23 protein-coding genes are annotated in these 21,660 nt (G+C 73.5%); 15 read left to right on the plus strand and 8 right to left on the minus strand.

All coding sequences use genetic code 11. The annotated features are described in order from the left end of the window. Positions 1-22 precede the first annotated feature (22 nt). The 3 genes from ITJ68_RS03965 to ITJ68_RS03975 are packed head-to-tail and all read left to right on the plus strand — an operon-like array spanning position 23 to position 3,956. Positions 23-811 (plus strand): DeoR/GlpR family DNA-binding transcription regulator, encoded by a 789-nt coding sequence (locus tag ITJ68_RS03965; protein WP_194659998.1) that lies wholly within the window; start codon positions 23-25, stop codon positions 809-811. Further along, entirely contained in the window at positions 808-1,842 is a 1,035-nt protein-coding gene (locus ITJ68_RS03970) for a 1-phosphofructokinase family hexose kinase (RefSeq protein ID WP_194659999.1), read from the plus strand. Before ITJ68_RS03965 ends, ITJ68_RS03970 begins: the two co-directional genes overlap by 4 nt. Beyond that, positions 1,839-3,956 carry a PTS fructose transporter subunit IIABC gene (locus ITJ68_RS03975; protein WP_194660000.1) on the plus strand — a complete coding sequence of 706 codons (2,118 nt, stop codon included), beginning with the start codon at positions 1,839-1,841 and terminating at the stop codon, positions 3,954-3,956. The genes ITJ68_RS03970 and ITJ68_RS03975 overlap by 4 nt, the downstream gene beginning before the upstream one ends. Before the next feature lie 80 nt (positions 3,957-4,036). Here ITJ68_RS03975 and ITJ68_RS03980 read toward each other — a convergent pair whose 3' ends face one another. After that, a complete protein-coding gene (locus tag ITJ68_RS03980) occupies positions 4,037-5,737 on the minus strand; it encodes a beta-N-acetylhexosaminidase (protein ID WP_194660001.1) in 1,701 nt (566 codons plus the stop codon). Between the two features lie 36 nt (positions 5,738-5,773). On the opposite strand from ITJ68_RS03980, the gene ITJ68_RS03985 reads away from it, so the two are divergent. Both ITJ68_RS03985 and ITJ68_RS03990 read left to right on the plus strand, forming a co-directional pair. Further along, positions 5,774-6,916, plus strand: a complete 1,143-nt coding sequence (locus tag ITJ68_RS03985) for an ROK family transcriptional regulator (RefSeq protein ID WP_194660002.1) — start codon at positions 5,774-5,776, stop codon at positions 6,914-6,916. 55 nt (positions 6,917-6,971) lie between these two features. After that, positions 6,972-7,718, plus strand: a complete 747-nt coding sequence (locus ITJ68_RS03990) for a DedA family protein (RefSeq protein ID WP_194660003.1) — start codon at positions 6,972-6,974, stop codon at positions 7,716-7,718. A gap of 19 nt (positions 7,719-7,737) precedes the next feature. Here ITJ68_RS03990 and ITJ68_RS03995 read toward each other — a convergent pair whose 3' ends face one another. Next, the gene (locus tag ITJ68_RS03995) at positions 7,738-7,941 is read right to left on the minus strand and encodes a DUF2945 domain-containing protein (protein WP_194660004.1); all 204 of its coding nucleotides are present in this window, start codon (positions 7,939-7,941) and stop codon (positions 7,738-7,740) included. A gap of 216 nt (positions 7,942-8,157) precedes the next feature. Here ITJ68_RS03995 and ITJ68_RS04000 point away from each other — a divergent pair, with 216 nt between their 5' ends. After that, positions 8,158-9,210: a serine/threonine-protein kinase gene (locus ITJ68_RS04000; RefSeq protein WP_071279724.1), complete on the plus strand. Its 1,053-nt coding sequence runs from the start codon at positions 8,158-8,160 to the stop codon at positions 9,208-9,210. 30 nt (positions 9,211-9,240) lie between these two features. On the opposite strand, the gene ITJ68_RS04005 is transcribed toward ITJ68_RS04000, so the two are convergent. Beyond that, a complete protein-coding gene (locus tag ITJ68_RS04005; RefSeq protein ID WP_194660005.1) occupies positions 9,241-9,876 on the minus strand; it encodes an MBL fold metallo-hydrolase in 636 nt (211 codons plus the stop codon). A gap of 36 nt (positions 9,877-9,912) precedes the next feature. Between ITJ68_RS04005 and ITJ68_RS04010 the strand changes: the two genes are divergently transcribed. After that, positions 9,913-10,401 (plus strand): MarR family winged helix-turn-helix transcriptional regulator, encoded by a 489-nt coding sequence (locus ITJ68_RS04010; protein ID WP_194660006.1) that lies wholly within the window; start codon positions 9,913-9,915, stop codon positions 10,399-10,401. Between the two features lie 45 nt (positions 10,402-10,446). Further along, positions 10,447-11,070, plus strand: a complete 624-nt coding sequence (locus tag ITJ68_RS04015) for a phosphoribosylanthranilate isomerase (RefSeq protein WP_194660007.1) — start codon at positions 10,447-10,449, stop codon at positions 11,068-11,070. Between the two features lie 40 nt (positions 11,071-11,110). On the opposite strand, the gene ITJ68_RS04020 is transcribed toward ITJ68_RS04015, so the two are convergent. Continuing rightward, the gene (locus tag ITJ68_RS04020) at positions 11,111-11,881 is read right to left on the minus strand and encodes an HAD-IIB family hydrolase (RefSeq protein WP_194660008.1); all 771 of its coding nucleotides are present in this window, start codon (positions 11,879-11,881) and stop codon (positions 11,111-11,113) included. 103 nt (positions 11,882-11,984) lie between these two features. Next, positions 11,985-12,578 carry a nitroreductase family protein gene (locus ITJ68_RS04025; RefSeq protein WP_194660009.1) on the minus strand — a complete coding sequence of 198 codons (594 nt, stop codon included), beginning with the start codon at positions 12,576-12,578 and terminating at the stop codon, positions 11,985-11,987. Positions 12,579-12,702: 124 nt separating this feature from the next. On the opposite strand from ITJ68_RS04025, the gene ITJ68_RS04030 reads away from it, so the two are divergent. Then, a complete protein-coding gene (locus ITJ68_RS04030; protein ID WP_194660010.1) occupies positions 12,703-13,626 on the plus strand; it encodes an AEC family transporter in 924 nt (307 codons plus the stop codon). A 782-nt stretch (positions 13,627-14,408) separates the two neighbouring features. Here the strand turns inward: ITJ68_RS04030 and ITJ68_RS04035 are convergent. Then, positions 14,409-15,245, minus strand: a complete 837-nt coding sequence (locus tag ITJ68_RS04035; protein ID WP_194660011.1) for an exodeoxyribonuclease III — start codon at positions 15,243-15,245, stop codon at positions 14,409-14,411. Positions 15,246-15,383: 138 nt separating this feature from the next. Here ITJ68_RS04035 and ITJ68_RS04040 point away from each other — a divergent pair, with 138 nt between their 5' ends. Genes ITJ68_RS04040 through ITJ68_RS04065 form a run of 6 tightly spaced genes read left to right on the plus strand, consistent with a single transcriptional unit; the run spans position 15,384 to position 18,509 of the window. Beyond that, positions 15,384-15,839 carry an Asp23/Gls24 family envelope stress response protein gene (locus ITJ68_RS04040; RefSeq protein ID WP_194660012.1) on the plus strand — a complete coding sequence of 152 codons (456 nt, stop codon included), beginning with the start codon at positions 15,384-15,386 and terminating at the stop codon, positions 15,837-15,839. Then, positions 15,836-16,027 (plus strand): DUF2273 domain-containing protein, encoded by a 192-nt coding sequence (locus ITJ68_RS04045; RefSeq protein ID WP_194660013.1) that lies wholly within the window; start codon positions 15,836-15,838, stop codon positions 16,025-16,027. Before ITJ68_RS04040 ends, ITJ68_RS04045 begins: the two co-directional genes overlap by 4 nt. After that, positions 16,024-16,509, plus strand: a complete 486-nt coding sequence (locus ITJ68_RS04050) for a hypothetical protein (protein WP_194660014.1) — start codon at positions 16,024-16,026, stop codon at positions 16,507-16,509. Before ITJ68_RS04045 ends, ITJ68_RS04050 begins: the two co-directional genes overlap by 4 nt. Beyond that, the gene (locus ITJ68_RS04055; protein ID WP_194660015.1) at positions 16,506-17,090 is read left to right on the plus strand and encodes a DNA/RNA endonuclease G; all 585 of its coding nucleotides are present in this window, start codon (positions 16,506-16,508) and stop codon (positions 17,088-17,090) included. The genes ITJ68_RS04050 and ITJ68_RS04055 overlap by 4 nt, the downstream gene beginning before the upstream one ends. Further along, entirely contained in the window at positions 17,087-17,683 is a 597-nt protein-coding gene (locus tag ITJ68_RS04060) for a hypothetical protein (protein ID WP_194660016.1), read from the plus strand. Before ITJ68_RS04055 ends, ITJ68_RS04060 begins: the two co-directional genes overlap by 4 nt. A gap of 1 nt (position 17,684) precedes the next feature. Then, entirely contained in the window at positions 17,685-18,509 is an 825-nt protein-coding gene (locus ITJ68_RS04065) for an aminoglycoside 3'-phosphotransferase (protein ID WP_323743207.1), read from the plus strand. Here ITJ68_RS04065 and ITJ68_RS04070 read toward each other — a convergent pair. Beyond that, entirely contained in the window at positions 18,506-19,885 is a 1,380-nt protein-coding gene (locus ITJ68_RS04070; RefSeq protein ID WP_194660017.1) for a M23 family metallopeptidase, read from the minus strand. The genes ITJ68_RS04065 and ITJ68_RS04070 overlap by 4 nt on opposite strands. 66 nt (positions 19,886-19,951) lie before the next feature. Next, a complete protein-coding gene (locus ITJ68_RS04075) occupies positions 19,952-21,646 on the minus strand; it encodes a hypothetical protein (protein ID WP_194660018.1) in 1,695 nt (564 codons plus the stop codon). Between the last annotated feature and the right edge of the window lie 14 nt (positions 21,647-21,660).

The following is a 21,660-nucleotide window of genomic DNA, read 5'->3' on the forward strand; positions in this document are numbered from 1 at the left end:
ACGGGAACGAAGGAGTTCGGGCATGTACGCAACGGAGCGCCACGACGCCATCGCCGCCGCCCTGCAGGACGCCGGCCGGGTCTCCGTCGCCGACCTCGCCGAGCACTTCGACGTCACCACCGAGACGGTCCGCCGCGACCTCGACCTGCTCGAGACCGCCGGGGTCCTCCGCCGCGTGCACGGGGGAGCGGTCCCCGTCGGGCGTTCGAGCGTCGTCGAGCTCAGCGTCGCCGAGCGCGAGGGCCAGCACGGCTCCGCCAAGTCCGCGATCGCCCGGGCCGCGATGCGCCTGGTCCCGCCGACGTTCACCGGCTCGATCGCCCTCGACGCGGGGACCACCTGCGCCGCCGTCGCGTCCGAACTGGCACGGTGGGAGCCCGCCGAGGCCGGCGCCACCATCACCGTCGTGACCAACTCGGTCCCCATCGCCGCCACTCTGCAGCACTCCGCGAACGTCGAGCTGCACCTGCTCGGTGGGCGCGTCCGCGGGGTCACGAGCGCCGCGGTCGGCACCGCCACCGTGCAGCAGATCGGCGCGCTCCGCCCGGACATCGCCTTCGTCGGCACGAACGGCCTGTCCGCCGGGTTCGGCCTCAGCACCCCCGACGAGTACGAGGCGGCGGTGAAGGGCGCCTACGTGCTCGCCGCCCGTCGCAGCGTGGTGCTCGCCGACGCGGCCAAGCACGGCGTCGAGGCGCTCATGCGGTTCGCCCGCCTCGACGAGATCGACACGCTCGTCACCGACCAGCAGCCGCCCGCCGACCTGGCCGGGGCGCTCGCCGAGTCCGACGTCGAGGTCGTCGTCGCATGAGCACCCGCATCGTCACCGTCACGCCGAACCCCTCCCTCGACCGCACCATCGAGCTCGCCGGCGAACTGCAGCGCGGGGCCGTGCAGCGGGCGACCCGGTCGACGGCCGAGCCCGGCGGCAAGGGCGTCAACGTCTCACGGGTCGTCGTCGCCAGCGGCGGGGACACCGTGGCCGTGCTGCCCGGGGACGACCTCGACCCCGTGCTGCTCGGCCTCGCCACCCGCGGCATCCCGACGGCAGCGCTGCCGATCGGCGCCCCGCTCCGGTCCAACGTCACCGTCACGGAGCCGACCGGCACCACGACGAAGTTCAACGAGCCGGGCCCCTCGCTCGCCGGACGCCTCGACGACCTGGCCGCCCTCGTCGCGGACACGGCCGACGCCACCGCGACCGGCCCCCGCGCCCGCTGGGTCGTCATCGCCGGGTCGCTGCCGCCGGGGCTGCCCGACGACGCCCTCGCCGTCCTGGTCCGCGCCGTCCGTGCCCGCCACGGCGACGCGGTCCGGATCGCGGTCGACTCGTCCGGCGTCCCGTTCACCGCGCTCCTGCAGTCCGGGGAGCGGCTCGACCTGCTCAAGCCGAACGCCGAGGAGCTCGCCGAGGTCGTCGGCGGAGACCCCGACGCCTACGAGCGGGACCTCGACCTGGCGGCGGCTGCGGCCGAGCGGCTCCGGGCACGCGGGGTCGACACCGTGCTGCTGACGCTCGGCAGCGCGGGCGCCGTCCTCGTCGGCCCCGACGGGGTCTTCGCCGCGACGGCCCCGCGCATCGTCGCCCGCTCGACCGTCGGTGCCGGCGACTCCGCCCTCGCGGGGTACCTCCTCGCCGAGGTCGCCGGGGCACCGCCCGAACGGCGGTTGGCGCAGGCCGTCGCCACGGGAGCCGCCGCGGCCGCACTGCCCGGCAGTGACGTCCCCGCCCTCGACCACACCGACCCGGACGCGATCGTCGTCGTCCGGCGCACCCCCACCGACACGAACAGCACCCCCACCGCAACGCCACTCGCGTCACTGCAAAGGAGCACACCATGACCGCTGAGCGAACCACGAGTCCGGGACTCATCAGCGTCCCCCTCGTCGGCCTCGACGAGGACCTCGGAGCCACCTCGGCCGACGTCATCCGCGTCCTCGCCGACCGCGTCGCCGCCAGCGGCCGCGCGGCCTCGGGCGAGTCCCTGGCCGCCGACGCCATCAAGCGTGAGGCCTCCGTCGGCACCGGCGTCCCCGGTGGCATCGCGATCCCGCACGCCCGGTCGGCCTCGGTCACCGAGCCGACGCTCGCGATGTCCCGCCTGGCCAGGACCGTGCCGTTCGGTGCACCCGACGGCGACGCCGACCTGGTCTTCATGATCGCCGTGCCCGAGGGCGCCGACAAGGACCACCTCACGGTCCTCTCGACCCTCGCCCGTGCCCTCATCCGCGAGGACTTCACCGCTGCCCTCCGCGCCGCGACCACCCAGCAGGAGATCGTCGACCTGGTCGACCGCGAGGTGACCGGCGAGGTCGCCGACGCCGGCGTGACGGGCGCACCCCGAGCCTCCAGCCCGGCCGCGCCGACCACGGCACCAGCCGCCGGCCGGAAGGTCATCGTGGGTGTGACGGCCTGCCCGACCGGCATCGCGCACACCTACATGGCCGCCGACGCACTCGTGGCCGCTGCGCAGCGCGCGGGTGCCGAGATGCACGTCGAGACGCAGGGCTCGTCCCAGGTCGAGCCGCTCGACCCTGCGCTCATCGCCCGCGCCGACGCCGTGGTCTTCGCCGTCGACGTCGACGTGCGCGACCGCTCCCGGTTCGCCGGCAAGCCGCTGGTCTCCGGCCCGGTCAAGCGCGGCGTGGACGAGCCCGACGCGATGATCGCCGAGGCACTCCGCGCGGCCGACGACCCCAACGCCGCCCGGGTCTCCGGCTCCGCGGCCGAGACCGGCACGAGCACCGCGTCCAACGAGCACTTCGGGCAGTCGCTGAAGCGCTGGCTGCTCACCGGCGTCTCCTACATGATCCCGTTCGTCGCGGGCGGCGGGCTGCTCATCGCGCTCGGCTTCCTGCTCGCCGGGTACGGCATCGCGCTGACGCACGGCGACTCCGGCCAGAACAACGCCGTGTTCACCCTGACGAACTTCACGCTCGTCGACCTGCCGCCGCAGGGCCTCGGGTACTACCTCGGCGCCGCTGCGTTCCAGATCGGCTCCGTGTCGCTCGGGTTCCTCGTCGCCGCGCTCGCCGGGTACATCGCGTACGCCATCGCCGACCGGCCCGGCATCGCGCCGGGCTTCGTCGCCGGGTCGATCGCCGTCTTCATGAACGCCGGGTTCCTCGGCGGTCTGGTCGGCGGTCTCATCGCCGGTGCCGCCGCGTACTGGATCGGGCGCATCCCGACCTGGCGCTGGCTGCGTGGCCTGATGCCGGTCGTGATCATCCCGCTGTTCGCGTCGATCATCGCCTCCGGGCTCATGCTGCTCGTGCTCGGTGGGCCGATCGCGTGGCTGATGACCCAGCTGACCGAGTTCCTCAACTCGCTGTCCGGCGCCTCCGCGGTGCTGCTCGGGATCATCCTCGGCCTGATGATGGCGTTCGACCTCGGCGGTCCGGTGAACAAGGTGGCGTACGCGTTCGCCGTCGCCGGGCTGGGTGCCGGCACCGCGACGAACGTCGTGCCGTTCGAGATCATGGCCGCGGTCATGGCCGCCGGCATGGTGCCGCCGCTGGCCCTGGCGCTCGCCTCGACCGTGCTGTACCGGAAGGGGTTCACGAAGCCCGAGCGGGAGAACGGCAAGGCCGCGTGGCTGCTCGGTGCGTCGTTCATCTCCGAGGGCGCGATCCCCTTCGCCGCGGCCGACCCGCTGCGGGTCATCCCGGCGTCGATGGTGGGTGCCGCGGTCACGGGAGCGATCACGATGGCCGCCGGGGTCACCTCGCGTGCGCCGCACGGCGGGATCTTCGTGTTCTTCGCGATCGGGGGCATCTGGATGTTCGTCCTCGCGATCCTGACCGGCACCGTCGTGTCGGCGCTCGTGCTGGTCGCGCTGAAGAAGTGGGTGCGTCGGGCTCCGGCGGCGGACGCCGACGGTGCCGAGGCTGCTGCTGCCGACCAGGCGGCCGTGGCCGGCGAGACGGTCGGGCAGCGGGCGCCGGTGGCTGCGTAGGGCTGCTCGGTCCGACGGACGGGAGGCTCGGTGCCAGCTGGCACCGAGCCTCCCGTCCGTCCGGGGTCCCGTCCCGGCGGTCAGTCGGCGATGTTGGCCGTGACGGCGTCGATGTAGGCGGCGCGCTCCTCGCGGGAGTGCGGACGGCCCGGGACGCCAGGGCGTTCCTGCCACGGGAAGGGACCGGCCTCGTGGCGGTACTCGATGCCCATGGCCTCGAGCCGGGCGAGGTGCTCCACGAGCCGTCCGCGGAAGTCGTCCAGGTCGCGGGGTCCGGCGACGTCCGCGGACCAGAGGGCCTCGGCCAGGGCGGCGACCCGGGGGAAGAGCTGGTAGTCGAGCTTGCGGACGGTGTCCACGTGCTCGGTCCACATGTTGCCCTGGCCGCCGATGACGTGGGCACGCTCGGCCTCGGTCAGCGATGCCGGCACCGGGTCGAACGCGAAGACGTCGTCGACGGTGAGCACGATCGACACCGGGATCGGCTCGTTCGGCAGGTCGCTCTGCCGGTAGTCCAGGTAGGCCTGGTCGTCCGGCACGGAGATGACGTCGTGCCCGCGGCGCGCAGCCGTGACGGCACCCTGCAGCCCGCGCCAGGACAGCACGGTGGCGGAGGGGGAGAGCGTGCCGCCCTCGAGGATCTCGTCCCACCCGAAGGCGCGACGGCCGTGTGACTCGACGTGCGCGGCGAGCTGGCCGATGACCCAGGCCTGCAGCTGCTCCTCGTCGGCCAGGCCCAGCTCGCGGATGCGCTCCTGCGTGCGGGGGTCGGTCTCCCACTGCACCTTCGGGCACTCGTCGCCGCCGATGCCGATGTAGGCGCTCGGGAACAGCTCGACGACCTCGTCGAGGACGTCCTTGAAGAAGGAGATGGTGGCGTCGTCGGCGTTCAGGACGTCGTCCGCGATCCCCCACTCGGTCCAGACGTCGACCGGGGACTCCGGATGCACGCCGAGTTCCGGGTAGGCGGCCAGGGCAGCGCGCACGTGCCCGGGGGTCTCGATCTCGGGGACGACGGTCACGAACCGGTCGCTGGCGTAGGCGACGATCTCGCGGATGTCGTCCTGCGTGTAGTACCCGCCGTGCGGTCGGCCGTCGAAACCGGCCGGTCGGAGGATGCCGTCCGGGCCCTCGACGTGTGCGCCGACCTGCGACTCGGCACGCCACGACCCGATCTCGGTGAGCCGCGGGTACTTCCGGATCTCGATGCGCCAGCCCTGGTCCTCGGTGAGGTGGAAGTGCAGGCGGTTGACCCGGTGTGCCGCGAGCTGGTCGATGACCCGGAGGACCTCGGCCTTCGTGCGGAAGTGCCGGGCGACGTCGAGCATCACGCCGCGCCAGGCGAAGGCGGGGGCGTCCTCGACCTGTTGCGCCGGGATCGTCCACGGGCCGGTGCCGACGCGGCCCTTCCGGTACACGTCGGCGGGGAGGAGCTGCAGGACCGCCTGGACCCCGTAGAAGACGCCTGCGGGGCCACCGCCGACGACCTCGACGTGGTCGCCGTCGACGGTCAGTCGGAAGGACTCGGCGCGGTCGTCGCCTGGCCCGGCGAGGAGGGTGTCGTCCGACTCGTCCACGCGGAGGGAGATGCCCGCATCCTCCGATCGGTCGGCATCACGGACCGGCAGGCCGGTCGAGCCCCGCAGGGTCTGCTGGAGGTACAGTCGGACCGGCTCGCTCGGCGCATCGGCGGCGATGCGGGTCGACGGGGTGATCTCGAACGAGCCGACACCGGGTGTCGACAGGCGCGGGCGGGGGATGAGCATGTCGGCGTCCACCATTCCTCAATGATCTTTCGTAATGTGGAGGCTATGGCCGTGAGCGAGACCCTGTCAACGATCCCGAGCGGGGTCGACGGGAGCTCGCCCGCGACCCTCCGGCTCCTGAACTCCCGTGCGCTCCTCGACGAGCTGTTCCGCGACGACTCCTCGTCCACCGTCACCGAGCTGAGCCGCCGGGTCGGGCTGTCCCGCCCGACGGTCGAGGCAGCCCTCGCCGACCTGGTGGCCGCCGGCTGGGTGCGCGAGGCCGACGCGATCGCGACGCCGAACAAGGCGGGCCGACGGGCCAAGCGCTTCCGGGCCGACGCCGGAGCGGGATCGGTGCTCGGGGTGGACCTCGGGCTGCACGGCATCGTCGGCGTGCTCGCCGACCTCCGCGGGGACGAGCTCGCCCGGGTGGAGGAGGTCTACACGGACCTCGCATCCGCCGACCAGGCATGGGCGAGCGTGCAGGACGTCGTCCACCGGCTGACGGAGCACGTGGACCAGGACCGGCTGCTGGCCGCCACGTTCGGCGTCCCGGCGGTCGTGGACCGCAGCGGCGAGATCGACTACACGGTCGCGGTGCCCGAGTGGGTCGAGCGCCGGGTCCCGGGACGCATCCAGGAGCTGCTGCCGAGCGCGGTCACGTTCTTCGACAACGACGCCAAGCTCGCCGCGACGGCCGAGACGATGTGGGGTGGCCTGCACGGGGTCCGCGACGGCCTCTACCTCGTGATGGGCCGTCAGATCGGCGCCGCCTTCCTGGTCGAGGGCACGCTGGCGCGTGGCGCCCAGGGCGCGGCGGGGGAGATGGGCGGTCTGGCGTCGACCGGGTGGCCGGAGGCGCCGACCAGACTGGAGGCCCGGATCCCGTCCGGCGCGGACGTCGAGTCCGTCATCCTGGCGGCGGGGCAGGGCGACGCTGCCGCCCAGGACGCCGTCCGGGCGCTCGCCGAGGACGTCGCACCGGGGGTGGCGCAGCTCGTCGCGACGCTCGACCCGGAGGTCGTGGTGGTCGGGGGCGAGGTCCTGCCGGCAGCCGAGGTGTTCTGCGCGGCACTCGCCGACGCCGTCACGCCGCTGCTGCGGCACCCGGTGTCGATCGTGCCGTCGTCCGTCGGGCGGGACGCCGTGGCCCGGGGAGCGCTCGCGCGGTCGCTCACGCACGTGCGGGCATCCCACATGGGCCTGGGCTGAGGGATCCGGGCGGCGCACTCCGGCACCTGTCAGGGTGTTCAGGGATGATCGCGGGATGACGACCGCCGTTCTGACGACCGCCACCCGCGCCGCTTCCTCGTCCCCGGACGCCGACATGGGCGGGCTGTCCGGGATGGTGTTGCGGCTCATCGAGGCGCTCGGGGAGTGGGGCGTCGCGCTGATGCTCTTCGTCGAGACGGTCTTCCCGCCGATCCCGTCCGAGGTCATCCTGCCGCTGGCGGGGTTCCTCGCCGGTGCCGGTCGCATGAACCTGGTGCTCGTCCTGGTCCTCGCGACCCTCGGGTCCTACGTCGGGGCACTCGTCCTGTACTGGCTGGGGCGGGTCATCGGCTTCGAGCGCACGGTCCGCTGGCTCGGGAAGCTGCCGCTCGTCGACGAGGACGACTTCCGCAAGGCCGCCGCCTGGTTCCACCGCCACGGCCGCAGTGCCGTGCTGTTCGGCCGCCTGGTCCCGATCGTCCGGAGCCTGATCTCGCTGCCCGCCGGCGCCGACCGGATGAACCTGGCGTCGTTCTCGCTGTTCACGATCCTGGGTTCCGGCCTGTGGAACAGCGTGCTCGTGCTCGGCGGCGCGGCACTCGGCACCCAGTACGACAAGGTCGAGGGCTACACGGAGTGGATCGACCGGGCGATGTACGCGGCGATCGTCGTGGTCGTCGTCGTGTTCGTGGTGCGCCGGGTCCGCCGTGCTCGTGCCGAGCGCGCCGAGCGTTCCGCGCAGGGGCAGACCCCCGCCGCCGGCGTCCACGGTCGTCGTCGTGCGGAGACGACCGGGGACTGACCGGCTCGGGGACGTCCGTTCAGGCCTTGGTGAGCGCCGACTCCTTGTGCGCCGCCTGCTTGCCCGACTTCTCCGACTCGATGATCCAGTACGGGTCGTCGTCCGTCGGCTTGAAGTGCTGACCGTCGAACTCGAAGTCACTCGTGCGCTGCTCGACGAGCTTGCCGGTCGTCTTCCCCTGCGAGGTGTTCCAGTGGACCTCGTCGCCCTTCGACAGTGCCATCGCCTGTTCCCTTCCGTCGTGTCCAGTTCGCGTCCGGTCCGCGGCCTGTACCCCGAGACGGTAGACCCCGCCGATCCCCGTGGTTCCAGGGATGTCGGGCGCGTCACGATGTCATAACGTCGACCCGGATCGAGGACACGGCGCGTACCGTTGCGTGCGAGTCGCGCACGAGCAACGCTCGCCCCCGATGGCTCCCCGAAGGATCGAACCACCCTGATGTCACTCGTCGACAACACCCGCACGGAGACGGTGCTCTCCGGACGTTACCGGTTGGCGCGCCTCATCGGCACCGGGGGCATGGGGTCGGTCTACGAGGCCCGCGACGAGCACACCTACCGTCTGGTCGCCGTGAAGCTCTTCGCGACGCCGCACTCGATGACGACGGCCGATCGGGTCCGCCAGGAGCGCGAGATCCGGCTGCTCAGCATGCTGTCGCACCCGGGGCTCATCCCGCTCTACGACGCCGGCACGCACGAGTTCCCCGACGGACCCCACCGGTTCATCGTGATGGAGCTCATCGCCGACACCACGCTGCTCCGCCGCCTGGCCGAGGGCGCGCTCCACAACTACGAGGCGGCCGACCTCGGTGCCCAGCTCGCCGACGCCCTGGCGTACGTGCACTCCCGCGGGATCGTGCACCGCGACGTCAAGCCCGCCAACATCCTGATCAGCGACGAGGGCTCCTCCGGGTTCGCCCGGACGGTCAAGCTCACGGACTTCGGTGTCGCGCACTTCGTCGACGGCTCGCGCCTGACGAACGACGGCACCGTGATCGGCACGGCCGCGTACCTGAGCCCCGAGCAGGTGGCCGGGGAACCGATCAGCTACGCCACCGACGTGTACTCGCTCGGACTGGTGCTGCTCGAGGCCCTGACCGGCAAGCAGGAGTACTCCGGCACGCTCATCGAGGCGGCGCTCGCGCGACTGCGTCGCAGCCCGGAGATCCCGGACGAGGTCGGTCGCGACTGGCAGGACCTGCTGCTCCGCATGACCGACCGCGACCCGGCCCGCCGTCCGACCGCCGTCGCGGTGGCCCGGGCGCTCCGTGGGGGTTCCATGCAGGTCACCGGGCCCGTGCCGCTCGGCCCGGAGCGGCTGGCGCACAAGCGGGACCACCGCATGCACCGGGCCGCGCACCGGCACGCACGACGTGGCACGTTCGAGGCGGTCAACCGCTGGCGTCGACGCAACATCGCGACCGGGACCGTCGCGGCCGCCGGGGTGCTGCTCGCGTGCGCGCTGAGCTACGTCGCGGGCACGCTGCACTGATCCCCGGGCGGCAGCGACGGTCTGGGCGGGTCAGACCTCCAGCGAGTCGCCGTCCGACAGGGTGACGAGCTCGATGCCGGTGAGCTGACCGCTGTACTGGGCGAACATGCCGCGGCCGGCCTCGCTGAGCATCAGGTCGTGGATCTGCACCGCGCGGGTCGGCTTGACCGCACGGATGAAGTCGACGAGCTCGCTGAGCTTGGCCCACGGGCCGGAGGTCGGCACGAGCAGCGTCTCGACCGCGGTGTCGGGCACCGAGTAGGAGTCACCCGGGTGGAAGACGCGGCCGTCGACCAGGTAGCCGACGTTGCTCATCGCGGGCAGGTCGGCGTGGATCACGGCGTGGTCGCCGCCGTGGACCTGCACGGCGAAGCCACCGGCGTCGATCGTGTCGCCGGGGGCGACCGCCGTGACGCGGCCGTCGTGCTCGCCGAGCGCGGTGACGACGTCGGCCGGTGCCCAGACGTGCAGCTCGGGCTGGGCGTCGAGGGCGGCGGTCAGGACGTCGGCGTCGAAGTGGTCGGGGTGGTCGTGCGTCACGAGGACGGCGGCGGTGCCGGCGACGAGGTCGGCGGAGTTCGGCGTGTAGGCGCCCGGGTCGATCACGAGGGAGCGGTCGCCGTCACGGAGGACGACGGTGGCGTGGGTGTGCTTCGTCAGCTGCATGCTCCGGAGTGTACAGCCTGCCTGTACAGTTCGGTCATGGCCTCCCGCGACCAGGACGACGCGTTCACCCTCGACGACGCCTTCACCCTCGACGACGCGAACGCGCTGCGACGGGCGATCGGCGACAGCGTGCGCGCGATCCGCCGGTCCGAGACCACGCCGGAGGGGCAGATCGAGGCGCTCGGCTTCCTCGCGCGGGACGGCGCCCACAGCATCGCGACGCTGGCACGGCTGCGACGCGTGCGGCACCAGAGCATGCGGGTGACGGTCGCCGACCTGGAGGCCCAGGGGCTCGTCGCGCGGGCACCGGACCCGTCGGACGCCCGCGGGGTCCTGGTCTCCCTGACCCCCGCCGGGACGGCCGTGATCGCCGAGTCACGGACCCGTCGTGCCAACCGGGTGCTCGCGGCAGCCGAGTCGGCGCTCACCCCGGAGGAGCGGGCGGTGCTCGCGCGGACGGCCCCCGCGCTCGACAAGCTCACGGCGGCCCTGCTCGCCCAGGATGTCGACGACGCGCAGGGTTGAGCCGGCACTGCCCGTCCGTCGGTCGTTTCGGGCAGGATGGAGGACATGAGCGACCAGCGATGGATCAAGATCTGCGGCTTGTCGACGCCGGAGACCGTGGACGTCGCCGTCGACGCCGGTGCCGACGCCGTCGGGTTCGTCTTCGCCGCCGGCAGCCCCCGGACCGTCACCGCTGACCGGGCGAAGGAGCTCGTCGAGCGGGTGCCCGACGGGGTCGACGCCGTCGGGGTGTTCCGTGACCAGGAGATCGACGAGATCGTCGGGATCGCCTCGGCCGTGGGCCTGACGACACTGCAGCTGCACGGCAAGGAGTCCGCGACGGACTTCGCCCGCGCGCGGGACGCCGGCTTCTTCACGATCCGGGCCGTCGCTGCCGAGGACTACCTCGCCGAGACCCCCGAACAGCGTGCCGCGTACGACCACGACCTGCTGCTGCTCGACGCCGCGGTGCCCGGCAGCGGACGGCTCATCGACCCCGCGACGCTGGCGGACGGCATCGACGAGGCCTGGATCCTCGCGGGCGGGCTCACCCCCGCCAACGTCGTCGCCGCGGTCGAGAGCCTCGACCCGGACGGCGTCGACGTGTCGAGCGGCGTCGAGTCCGAGCGCGGCGTCAAGGACGCCGCCAAGATCCGGGCGTTCGTCGAGGCGGTCCGCAGCCTGCCCTGACGGAGCCGGGCCGGGCCTCCCGGCCGGGTGGACGCGACGGTCAGACGGACGCGACCCGGAGCGTCGGGATCAGCTCGGTGAGGAACGCGTCGGTGTCCTCCCAGCCCTCCACCGCGTGGCAGGGGACGCCGAGGGCCTTGACGGGGTAGTCGTTGCCCTCGGGGTCGAGCCGGTCGCCGACGAAGAGCATGTCGTCGAGCGCGACGCCGGTGATCTCGGCGAGGCGCTGCATGCCGTAGGCCTTGTCGATGCCCTTGCGGGTGATGTCGACGCTGGTCGAGCCGCCGGAGCGGACCTCGAGGTCGGGGAGTTCGGCCTGCACGCGGCGGCGCAGGTCGTCCTTCTTCGCACCGGTCGGGTCCCACTGCTTCTTGACGTCGACCGGGGCGGCCTGGCCGAGCGCCGAGAAGGTGATCTGGGAGCCGCGGTCCTCGAGGATGTCGCCCCAGGTCTCGGACTCCCAGTAGCCGGCGTCCTTCGCGACGGCCTCGACGGCGGCGAGCGCGCGGGCCTTCTCGTCGTCGGTGAGGTCCTCGGCGTACTGCAGTGCCCAGTCGTCCCCGGCCCAGCGGTAGTACCGCGTGCCGCAGGTGGGCAGCAGGTGCAGGTCGTCGAGGGTCAGACCGGCGCGCTGGCTGAGCGGGGTGACCAGCTGCTGCTCGAACTGCTGGAAGTTGCCGCCGGAGATCACGGCGACGGGGACCGTCTCGAGCAGCGCGGCGAAGGTCTCGAGCATGCGGGGGTCGAGCGAGGACTTCGACGGGGCGAGGGTGTCGTCCAGATCGAAGGCGACGAGGCGTGGTGCGGTCATGGACCCGATTGTGTCATGCGACATGTCCCCGCAGCCGGACGGGTGCGGGGTCACGCCGGTCCTTGCGGGAAGCCGGTCGGCTGGGCCGGGCGCCCCCCGGTGCTCACTCCTTGACGAGGACGACCTCGTCGAGCGGCAGGCGGGTGCGGGGAGCCACCTCACGCGCGGCGGCCTTCTCGTCGAGCTGCGACGGGTGGGCGACCGTGCCGATGGCCGTCACCGTGAACGGCTGGAAGCGCTCCGGCAGGTCGAACGCCGCGCGCAGGCCCTGGGCGTCGATGCCGGCCATCTGGTGCACGTGGAGACCCTCGGCGTGCGCCTGCACCGTGAGGGCGGCGAGCGACTGCCCGAGGTCGTACTGCGCGAACGGGCGGGCGTCGCCGTCCTCTGAGGCCGTCTCGAGCACGCCGACCACCAGGACGCTCGACCGGTGGGCCCAGGTCTGGTTGAAGCCGAGCAGGTGCTCGTTGATCGTCCGGAACGTCTCGGTGCCGCGGCGGCCGGCGATGAAGCGGCGGGGCTGCAGGTTCTGCGCGGAGGCGGCCCAGCGCGCGGCCTCGAGGACGGCGTCGAGCTGGTCGTCCGAGATCGTCGCGGTCTCGTCGTAGGAGCGCGGGCTCCACCGCTCCTCGAGCAGCGGGACGAGGGGCTGGCTCGAATCGGTGGAACGGGAGAGCGTGGTCGCGGCATCGGTCATGCTCTGCACAACGGCGGTCGATGCGTCCGCATTTCCGACTCGTGACCCGGATCCCGGTGACACCACGGATGACACACGGCGCCAGCGGTGCTGTCGGGCTTCGACACCTGCCAGGATGGGGGCGATGGGTGGCGTTCTGATCGGCTTCGCGATCATCGGCGCGATCATCGCGGCCGGGTACGTCGTCGGGCGCGTCGGGTTGCTCGGACCGCACGCCCAGTTCGTGATGAGCCGACTGGCGTTCTTCGTCCTCATGCCGTGCCTGCTGTTCCACACCATCGCGACCGCGGACATCGCGTCGCTGGTGTCCCCGATGCTCTGGGTGTCGCTGTTCAGCGCCGTCACCGTCGCCATCGGGGCAGCGCTCGTGTTCGGCCTGGTCCTGCGGCGGTCGCTCACGGTGACGACGGTCGGCGCGCTGGCGTCGAGCTACGTCAACGCGAACAACATCGGGCTGCCGGTCGCCGTGTACGTCCTCGGGCAGGCCACCGCCGTCGTGCCCGTGATCCTGCTGCAGCTGGTCCTGCTCGCCCCGGTCGCGCTGACGATCCTCGACGCGGCGACGGCGTCCGGGGGCGGGTGGCGGCGCCGGCTCCTCGGGCCCGTCACGAACCCGCTCATCATCGCGTCGCTCCTCGGGCTGCTGTGCTCGGCGCTGCACGTCCGACTGCCCGTCCCGGTGCTCGAGCCCTTCGCGCTCGTCGGGGCCGCCGCCGTGCCGGTCGTGCTGTTGTCGTTCGGCATGAGCCTGCACGGGTCGGCCCCGCTCCGCGACCCGTCGATCCGGACGGACGTGATCGTGGCGTCGGCCGTGAAGCTCCTGGTGATGCCCGCCGTGGCCTACGTGTTCGCCCGGTTCGTGTTCGGGCTCGGCGACCAGCAGGTGTTCGTCCTGACGACGCTCGGGGCGCTGCCCGCGGCGCAGAACGTCTTCAACTACGCGCAGCGCTACGACGCCGCAGTCCCGGTCGCGCGGGACGTCGTGCTCATCTCGACGATCGGCGCGGTGCCCGTGCTGGTGCTCATCGCCGCGCTGCTGCACCCGTAGGTGGCGCCCGGCGTGGCCGGGGCGCCGGCCCGCGCCGGCCCGCGCTGGCCGGTGAGATCGCAGTTGGTGTCGGGTCCAGGGCCGGGGAGGCGACGCGGAGTGCGATCTCGGCGCGGGCGGGACGCGGGGCGGGGCGGACGGGAGGCTCGGGGCGGGGCCGGTGGGGGAGCCTCCAGGCCGGTGGGTGTGCGGTGCCGGTGCCGGCGGGTGGCGCGAGTGGTCGGGACACCCCGACGGGGTGGCGGCCAGTGGTCACGGAGCGTCGGTGGGACGGCGCGGGAGCGACGGGTGGTGACCGCTCGGCGGAGGTGAGCGGGGTGTCGTGACCGGTGAGAGGCGCTCGGCGTGGCCGGCTCGCACCGGTCGTGAGATCGCACGTTCTGTCGGGTGCGAGCCCGGGGAGGCGACACGGAGTGCGATCTCGGCGCGGGCGGGACGCGGGGCGGGGCGGACGGGAGGTTCGGGGCGGGGCCGGTGGGAGCCTCCAGGCCGGTGGGTGGTCCGGTGCCGGTACCGGTGCCGGTGCCGGCGGGTGGTGCGAGTGGTCGGGACATCCCGACGGGGTGGCGGCCAGTGGTCACGGAGCGTCGGTGGGGCGGCGCGGGAGCGACGGGTGGTGACCGCTCGGCGGAGGTGAGCGGGGTGTCGTGACCGGTCGGGCGGCGGCGGGAGGGGACGCGGCGGCGCGGGACCGGACGGGACCGGACGGGGCGGGACCGGTACGGACCAGACCGGACCGGACCGGGACTGGAGCGGACCGGACCGGACCGGACCGGACCGGGTCAGAAGATCATCGGGCGGTCGTCGTCGAGGGCGGTGTCGAGGTCGAGGTCCACGACGACGGGGACGTGGTCGCTCGGGGCGTCGCCCTTGCGCTCGTCGCGGTGGATCGAGGCGCCGGTGACGACGTCGGCGAAGCCCTGGGAGCCCATCACGAAGTCGATGCGCATGCCCTCGTTGCGGGGGAAGCGCAGCTGCTTGTAGTCCCAGTACGTGTAGCCGTCGGGGACGATCGGGCGGACGACGTCCTGCAGGCCGCGGGCCTCGAACGTGCGGAAGGCGGTGCGCTCGGGCTCGCTGACGTGGGTCGAGCCCTCGAAGACGCGCATGTCCCAGACGTCCTGGTCGAGCGGCGCGACGTTCCAGTCACCCATCAGCGCGAGCTTGAGGTCGGGGTCGGCCTGCAACCACTCGGTGGTGCGGTCGGCCAGCTCGGCGAGCCAGTCGAGCTTGTACGTGTAGTGGGGGTCGCCGACCTCGCGCCCGTTGGGGACGTAGAGGCTCCACAGGCGGACGTCGTCGACGGTGACGCCGATGGCGCGGGCCTCCACCGGGAGGTCGGGGCCCTCGTGTCCCTTGAGGAAGCCGGGCTGGCCGGGGAAGTCACGGGTGACGTCGTCCATCGGCAGGCGGCTGGCGAACGCGACGCCGTTCCACTGGTTCAGCCCGTGGGCCTCGACGTGGTAGCCGGCGGCCTCGAACGCGTCGACCGGGAACTGCTCGGGCTTGCACTTGATCTCCTGCATGCCGAGGACGTCGACGTCCTCTCGCACGAGCCAGTCGACCACCCGGCCGACTCGGGTGCGGACGGAGTTCACGTTCCAGGTCGCCACGCGCATGGAACACGAACTTACCCGTCGCCACCGACCACCGGCTCCGGGCAGGCCGACGCTCCGAGCGGTCAGTGACTCCGAGCGGTCAACGCGGCCATGGTGTTCCCTGGACCGAGAGTCCAGACCACCGTGAGGAGCAGCACCATGGCAACGACGAGCAACCGCGTGGACGGCACCGCAGCCACCGCGACCAGCGCCACCACGACGACGCAGGTGACCGGCGCCGGCAGGACGATCATCGACGACCAGGTCGTCGCGAAGGTCGCCGGGATCGCCGCGCGGGACGTCCCCGGCGTGTACGCGCTCGGTGGGAACGCGGCACGCGCCTTCGGTGCCATCCGCGACGCCATCGGGTCGACCGCGCTCGGGCAGGGCGTCCGCGTCGAGGTCGGCGAGACCCAGGTCGCCGTCGACCTGACGATCGTCGTGGACTACCCGACGCCGATGATGGAGGTCGCCTCGGCCGTGCGCACCGCGGTCACGAACGCCGTCACCGAGCTGGTCGGGCTGCAGGTCACCGAGGTGAACATCGCCATCAACGACGTCAACATCCCCGCGCTCGACGGCACCCCCGACGACGTCGACGGCCGCCTCCGATGAGCGCGACCGTCGTCGGCATGGGTGTCGGCGCCGTGCTCGCGGTCGTCGCACTGACGCTCGGCTTCTGGGCACTGCTGGTCGTCGCCGTGTGCATGGCGCTCGGGGCCCTCGTCGCCAGGGTCGTCTCCGGGGACGTCGACGTCCACCGGCTGCTCGACGTGCTGCGCGGGCGCCGGAGCTCGTCGTGAGCGGTGCGGCCCCCGCGACGACCGCGTCTGCCGCTGCCGCTGCCGCTGGCGCTGGGGTGGCCGCTGCCGCTGGCACCGGCCGCGTGCCCGGGTACGACCGGATCGGCACGGCGGCGCTCGTGCACACCGCCCAGGTGGTGGCGGCCGAGGCTCTGGGGAGTTCCGTGCGTGACGTCCGGGCGCGCGTCGCCGACGACGGCCGCGGCTCCCTGGCCGTGACCGTCACGGCGCCGCTGGTGATGCCGGTGCTCGGCGCGCGCTCGACAGCCGGACGGGCTGCGACGGACGCGTCGGACGCGTCGGACGCGTCGGACGCGTCGGACGGCGGCACCACCGCGCCGCCCGAGTCCGTCGTCGCGCGGACCCACCGAGCCCGGGCCACGGTGGCCGAGCGGATCAGCGCGATCACCGGCCGCCAGGTCCAGCGCGTGGACGTCACGTTCACCTCGTCGGTCGTCGACACCCCGAGGCGGGTGCGATGACCGAGCACGACGCCTTCGCCCGCCGGGTCCTGCGCCGCGAGACCCACGAGTCCCGGTCCGTGTCGACGGTGGTCGCGATGCTCCTGCTGCTCGTCGTCGCTGCTGCCGCGGTCGTCGCCGCCGTGCTCGTGTTCCTCGACCAGCGCGTGGTCGGCGTCGATCCGCGGGACGTCGTCGACGCCGCGGTCGCTGCCCCGCGTGCGCTCGACCCGACCGTCGTGGTCGGTGTCGGCGCGGTCGTCGCGTTCGTCGGCCTCGTCCTCCTGGCGAAGGGCCTGCTGCCCGGGCGTCGTCCGCGCCACACCATGCCGTCGGACCGCCTCGCCGTCGTGGTCGACGACGAGGTGCTCGCCTCCGCTGCCGCACGAGCCGCCCGCGGAGCCACGCGACTCGGCCCGGACGCCGTGGTGGGGACCGTGGGGCGGCGGACGGTGGACGTCGTGCTCCGACCCGCCGCCGGGGTCGACGTGCCAGCGGTCGCCGCGAAGGACGCCGTCGACCGCGAGTTCGATGCCATGGACGTCGTGCCCGCGGTGCATGCGCGCGTGCGGGTCCAGCCGACGGGACGGGTCGACGGGTGAACGCCACGAACCGCGTGCTCAGCCGCGTCGCACTGGTCGTCACGGGACTGGCACTGCTCGTCCTCGGCGTCGCGACGGTCCTCGTGCAGACCGTGCCGTGGGCCGCTGAACGCTGGCACGACGCCGCGCGGGCAGCGCTCGGGGACCTCGGAGCGGATGCGCCCCACGAGGGCGCGATCGCCGCCTGGGCGTGGGTGCTCGGCGGCGCGGTGCTGGTCGGTGTCCTGGCCCTCGTCGTGCTGAGCGGACTGGGCGGTGGTCGTGCCGGCACCGTGGTCGAGGACGACGGCAGCGCAGCCGGGCTGCCGGGGGTCGTGCGCATCGACGCCGCCGCCGTGCAGCACGCCCTGTCGTCCGCCGTCGGTGCGATGCCGCAGATCGCGTCCCTCGCCGTCGACGTGCACCGGGTCCGCGGTCGCCGTGCCCTGCGCATCCGGGTCCGTCCCCGGAAGGGTGCGTCGCCCCGCGAGGTCACGACCCGCGTGGAGGAGATCGTCGCCGACCTCGACGCCCTGCTCGGCGGACCGCTGCCCGTGCTGCTCGAGATCGCCCGCGGCGGCGCCGGGTCGTCGCGGCCGGACCGGGTGCGCTGACGTGGGTGCACCGCTGTCGCTCGGGGGCCTGCCGCGCGGCGAGGTCACCATGCCCGACGCCGTGGCCTCGGTGGTCGGCGCGCGCCCCGCGGTCCCGGTGTGGGTGAACGCGATCGGCGGGAAGACCTTCCGACTCGGGGGCACCGACGCCGACAGCGCCGACGAGTACGTGAAGTGGGTGCCGGCGGCCTACACGCCGTGGATCGACGCCGAGGTCGCGCGGCTCACCTGGGCAGGCCGGTGGCTCCGCGTGCCCGAGGTCGTCGACCACGGCGCCGACGAGCAGGGTGCCTGGCTCCGCACCCGGGCGGTCCCGGGGTGGAGCGCCGTCGACCCGCGCTGGCGCGACGAGCCCCGGACCGTGGTGATCGCCGTCGGGGAGGGCCTCCGCGCGCTGCACGACACGCTCCCCGTGGCCGAGTGCCCCTTCGTCTGGTCGAGCGACGACCGGGCGGAGCGAGGCCGTGCGGCGGGCGCGAACCCGTCCCTGCTCGGCCCCGAGCCCGAGACGGACCTGCTCGTCGTCTGCCACGGCGACGCGTGCACGCCGAACACGCTCATCGGCGCGGACGGGCGCTGGGCGGGCCACGTCGACCTCGGCGCGCTCGGTGTCGCCGACCGCTGGGCGGACCTGGCCGTGGCCACGATGGCGCTCGGGTGGAACGTCGGACCCGGGTGGGAGCCGCTGTTCCACGAGGCCTACGGACTGCCAGCCGACGCGGAACGCACCGCCTGGTACCGCGCACTGTGGAACCTCGACGACGACGGGATCCTCAGCGTCGGCGGCAGCAGCGACCGCAGCCGCGGCGACGGCGTCTCCGGCTAGAAGCCCACGCCCCTGGCGGCCATGAAGCCGACCGGGTCCGTCGTGCCGCCCCCGACGTGGGTCTCGTAGTGCAGGTGGCACCCGGTCGAGTTGCCGGTCGACCCGACGAGCGCCACCAGGGTGCCCGCGGCGACCTGCTGCCCCGGGGTGACCCGGAAGCCGCCGCTGACGATGTGGCCGTACGCCGTCGCGACCCCGTTGCCGTGGTTGATGCGCACGTAGTTGCCGTAGCCGCCGTACCAGCCGACGTACTCGACGGTGCCGGCTGACGCGGCGACGATCGCGGTGGAGCAGCCGCTGCCGAGGTCGATGCCGTCGTGGAAGCTCCCGTTGCCCGTGATGGGGTGCACGCGGTAGCCGTAGGAGCTCGAGATGTACCCGCCGGCGGGTCGGACCCACCCGGTGCCCGAGCCCGTGCCGACCGACGGTGACCCGCCGACCGGAGCGCCGCCGCCTCCGCCGCCACCCCCGCCGCTGGTGTTCGCGGCGTTCGCGGCGGCTGCTCGCGCAGCGGCCTCCGCGGCACGACGGGCGGCCGCGGCGGCTTCACGCGCGGCTCGCTCGGCCGCGGCCTTGCGGACGGCCTCGCCCTCGGCGAACTCGGCCTCGGTCCGGACGCGGCCGGAGGTCAGCGTGGCCAGCTGCGCCTGGAGCCGTGCCTTGTTGTCCTGCTGCTCGTCGTAGGCAGCCTGGGCCCGGTCGGACGCGGCCTGCGCCTCGGCCATGCGGTCCTGTGCCGCCTTCGCCAGGTCGGCCAGCGCGGCAGCTGCCCGGTCGGCCTGCCCGGTGAGGGCCCTGGCGACGGAGGCGTCCGCGCTCGCGGCCGTCTCCACACGCTCGGCCTGCTCGGAGAGCTTGCTCAGCGCACCGAGGTCGTAGAGCAGGTCACGGGTGTCCTCACCACCGGTCAGCACGCTGGTGGAGACGTCGGTCCCGCCCGAGCGCGCCATCTGCGCGGCGAACCGGCCGGCCTGGGCGGCGCTCTGCTCGGCGACCTCGGCGTGTTCCTCGGCATCGGCGCGGAGGGCCCGTTCCTTCTCGGCCGCACGCTGTGCCTTGCGCTGGGCGTCGGAGTACTCGGTGCCGCGCTCCTGGGCCTCGGTGGCAGCGGCGCTGGCCTTCGACTCGAGCTGCCCGATGAGGCCCTGGATGTCGGAGATCTGGCTGTTCTTCTGCGACTCCTGCCCGCGGGCGGCGAGGACGTCGTCCCACGACGGGTAGGTCGCCGCCTGTGCCGGGGGAGCGTCGAGCACGACGGTGCCGGTCAGCCCGAGCAGGGCGACGCCGGTGACCGCCAGGCGCAGGCCCAGCCGCTGGCGGAGCCCCGGGCGTCGACCGGACAGCGGGCGCGAGGAGGGGGAGGCAGAGCGAGTCATCGGGAGCGAGCCTATACATCCGTACAGATCCGCCGCGACGTCGCCGCACATCTGTGGAGAACTCGCTCAGAACCCACGCTCGCGTCGGACCACGTCCGCGCTGCCCACGACGTCGCTCCGCAACCGGGCTGCACCGCTCGTCCCGGCGTAGTCCCAGACGTCGAACCCGGTGCAGTGCGTGACCGAGGCGGGCCGTCCGAGGAGGTCCTCCACGGACGTCGGCCACACGTCGCCGGAGCCCACGACCACGAACGTCGGGTCGGCGTCCCGGTAGGCCCCGAGGTCGACGAGCCACGGGTAGACCTGGAACGTGTCACGGACCTGCAGCAGGTCGACGTTGGTCGACGCGTAGGTCGCGAGCGGCCGCACCGTCCAGAACTGCCCGACCCCGACGACGTCCCGGCCGTCCGCCCAGCGGTCGAGGCAGCTCGCCGGCGTGTACGCGGCAGTCCGGACGGCCCGGAGGGTGCTCGGCGCCACCGCGACCCCGGCTGCCAGCACGACGGCGGTGCCGAGCGCGAGCGCCACCCGCACGCCCCGGACCGGCCGGTGCACCCGGGTGCGCCGGACGGCCGTGCGCGTGAGCTCGCAGACCGCGACGAGGGCGATGAGCGGCGCGACCACGACGGGCTCGAGGTAGCGAGGGGTGTCCGACCCGGCGACGACGACCCCGACGGAGACGGCCGCGATCGTCACCGTGGGCAGGAGCGACGCGACCAGGACGGTCCTGGCGGTGCGGACCCGCCAGGCCCACACCGTCCCGCCGACGGCGAGCAGGACCCCGACGAGCATCAGGAACAGCCCGACGTCGCCCTCGCCGGACCCCGCGCGGTCGTCCGTCAACGACGCGAAGAAGCCGAGGGTCGACGCCGCACGCGACGGGTGCACGTACGACGAGGGGTCGAGCGACACGAACGGCCGGAGCGGGATGCGCACGAGGGACCCGACGACGGCGCCGAGCACGACGACGCCGGACAGCCACAGCGCCGGCCGCCACGGCACCCGGCGCAGCAGCGCGACCACGAGCAGCGTCACGACGACCGGGCCGCCGGACCACGGCACGTACAGCGGGTTCGACGCGGTCGTGCACGCGGCGACCAGGCCGAGCGTGACCAGGACCGCCACGGACGCCCGCCCGACCCGGACGGCACGGAGCACGAGCGCCGCCGTGGCGAGCAGCGCCAGCACGACGCCGTAGTAGTAGGTCGTCGTGAGCAGCAGGGACGCGAGCTCGAGCGACGTCGCGGTGGCCGAGGACTCCGTCAGCACCTGCAGCGTGAGGAACCCGACCGCCAGCACCGCGACGGCGATCCGCGCCGACCGGCGGGCGGACGGCATCAGCTCGTTGGCGACCGCCCGGACGAGCGCGTAGACGCCGAGCAGCACCAGGACGCCGTTGAGCGCCAGTGCCTGTTGCGGCGTCGCGGTGACGAGGGAGCAGAGCAGGTAGACCGGCAGCTCGGGGAAGAAGAACAGCGCGGGCGACATCGCCCACTCGAAGGGCTCACCGGCCCGGATCGACCGGACGACCAGGGGCAGCAGCACCGAGTCGCCGTCGTACCAGAGCAGCGAGACCCGGGCCGAGGCGAGCACGTGGCGGAGCGCGACGACCGCCAGGGCGACCGCGACGAGCGCACCGAGCGCCTCACGCCCGAGGGCACCGACGCGGTCCCGCGGTGACCTCCCGCGGTCGAGCCCGCGGTCGGAGCCGGCTCGGCGGGACCCGCCGGCCGCTGGACGCGACGGGCGTTCGAGGGACACACCAGGCAGCGTAC

The sequence above is a fragment of the Curtobacterium sp. VKM Ac-1395 genome (assembly GCF_015350975.1).
Lineage (GTDB): Bacteria > Actinomycetota > Actinomycetes > Actinomycetales > Microbacteriaceae > Curtobacterium.

Bases quoted from the DNA above. Each gene is read 5' to 3' on its own strand.
- ITJ68_RS03965 (WP_194659998.1), top strand. From the start codon at position 23: ATGTACGCAACGGAGCGCCACGACGCCATCGCCGCCGCCCTGCAGGAC.
- ITJ68_RS03970 (WP_194659999.1), top strand. From the start codon at position 808: ATGAGCACCCGCATCGTCACCGTCACGCCGAACCCCTCCCTCGACCGC.
- ITJ68_RS03975 (WP_194660000.1), top strand. From the start codon at position 1,839: ATGACCGCTGAGCGAACCACGAGTCCGGGACTCATCAGCGTCCCCCTC.
- ITJ68_RS03980 (WP_194660001.1), bottom strand. From the start codon at position 5,737: ATGGTGGACGCCGACATGCTCATCCCCCGCCCGCGCCTGTCGACACCC.
- ITJ68_RS03990 (WP_194660003.1), top strand. From the start codon at position 6,972: ATGACGACCGCCGTTCTGACGACCGCCACCCGCGCCGCTTCCTCGTCC.
- ITJ68_RS03995 (WP_194660004.1), bottom strand. From the start codon at position 7,941: ATGGCACTGTCGAAGGGCGACGAGGTCCACTGGAACACCTCGCAGGGG.
- ITJ68_RS04000 (WP_071279724.1), top strand. From the start codon at position 8,158: ATGTCACTCGTCGACAACACCCGCACGGAGACGGTGCTCTCCGGACGT.
- ITJ68_RS04005 (WP_194660005.1), bottom strand. From the start codon at position 9,876: ATGCAGCTGACGAAGCACACCCACGCCACCGTCGTCCTCCGTGACGGC.
- ITJ68_RS04010 (WP_194660006.1), top strand. From the start codon at position 9,913: ATGGCCTCCCGCGACCAGGACGACGCGTTCACCCTCGACGACGCCTTC.
- ITJ68_RS04015 (WP_194660007.1), top strand. From the start codon at position 10,447: ATGAGCGACCAGCGATGGATCAAGATCTGCGGCTTGTCGACGCCGGAG.
- ITJ68_RS04020 (WP_194660008.1), bottom strand. From the start codon at position 11,881: ATGACCGCACCACGCCTCGTCGCCTTCGATCTGGACGACACCCTCGCC.
- ITJ68_RS04025 (WP_194660009.1), bottom strand. From the start codon at position 12,578: ATGACCGATGCCGCGACCACGCTCTCCCGTTCCACCGATTCGAGCCAG.
- ITJ68_RS04030 (WP_194660010.1), top strand. From the start codon at position 12,703: ATGGGTGGCGTTCTGATCGGCTTCGCGATCATCGGCGCGATCATCGCG.
- ITJ68_RS04035 (WP_194660011.1), bottom strand. From the start codon at position 15,245: ATGCGCGTGGCGACCTGGAACGTGAACTCCGTCCGCACCCGAGTCGGC.
- ITJ68_RS04040 (WP_194660012.1), top strand. From the start codon at position 15,384: ATGGCAACGACGAGCAACCGCGTGGACGGCACCGCAGCCACCGCGACC.
- ITJ68_RS04045 (WP_194660013.1), top strand. From the start codon at position 15,836: ATGAGCGCGACCGTCGTCGGCATGGGTGTCGGCGCCGTGCTCGCGGTC.
- ITJ68_RS04055 (WP_194660015.1), top strand. From the start codon at position 16,506: ATGACCGAGCACGACGCCTTCGCCCGCCGGGTCCTGCGCCGCGAGACC.
- ITJ68_RS04070 (WP_194660017.1), bottom strand. From the start codon at position 19,885: ATGACTCGCTCTGCCTCCCCCTCCTCGCGCCCGCTGTCCGGTCGACGC.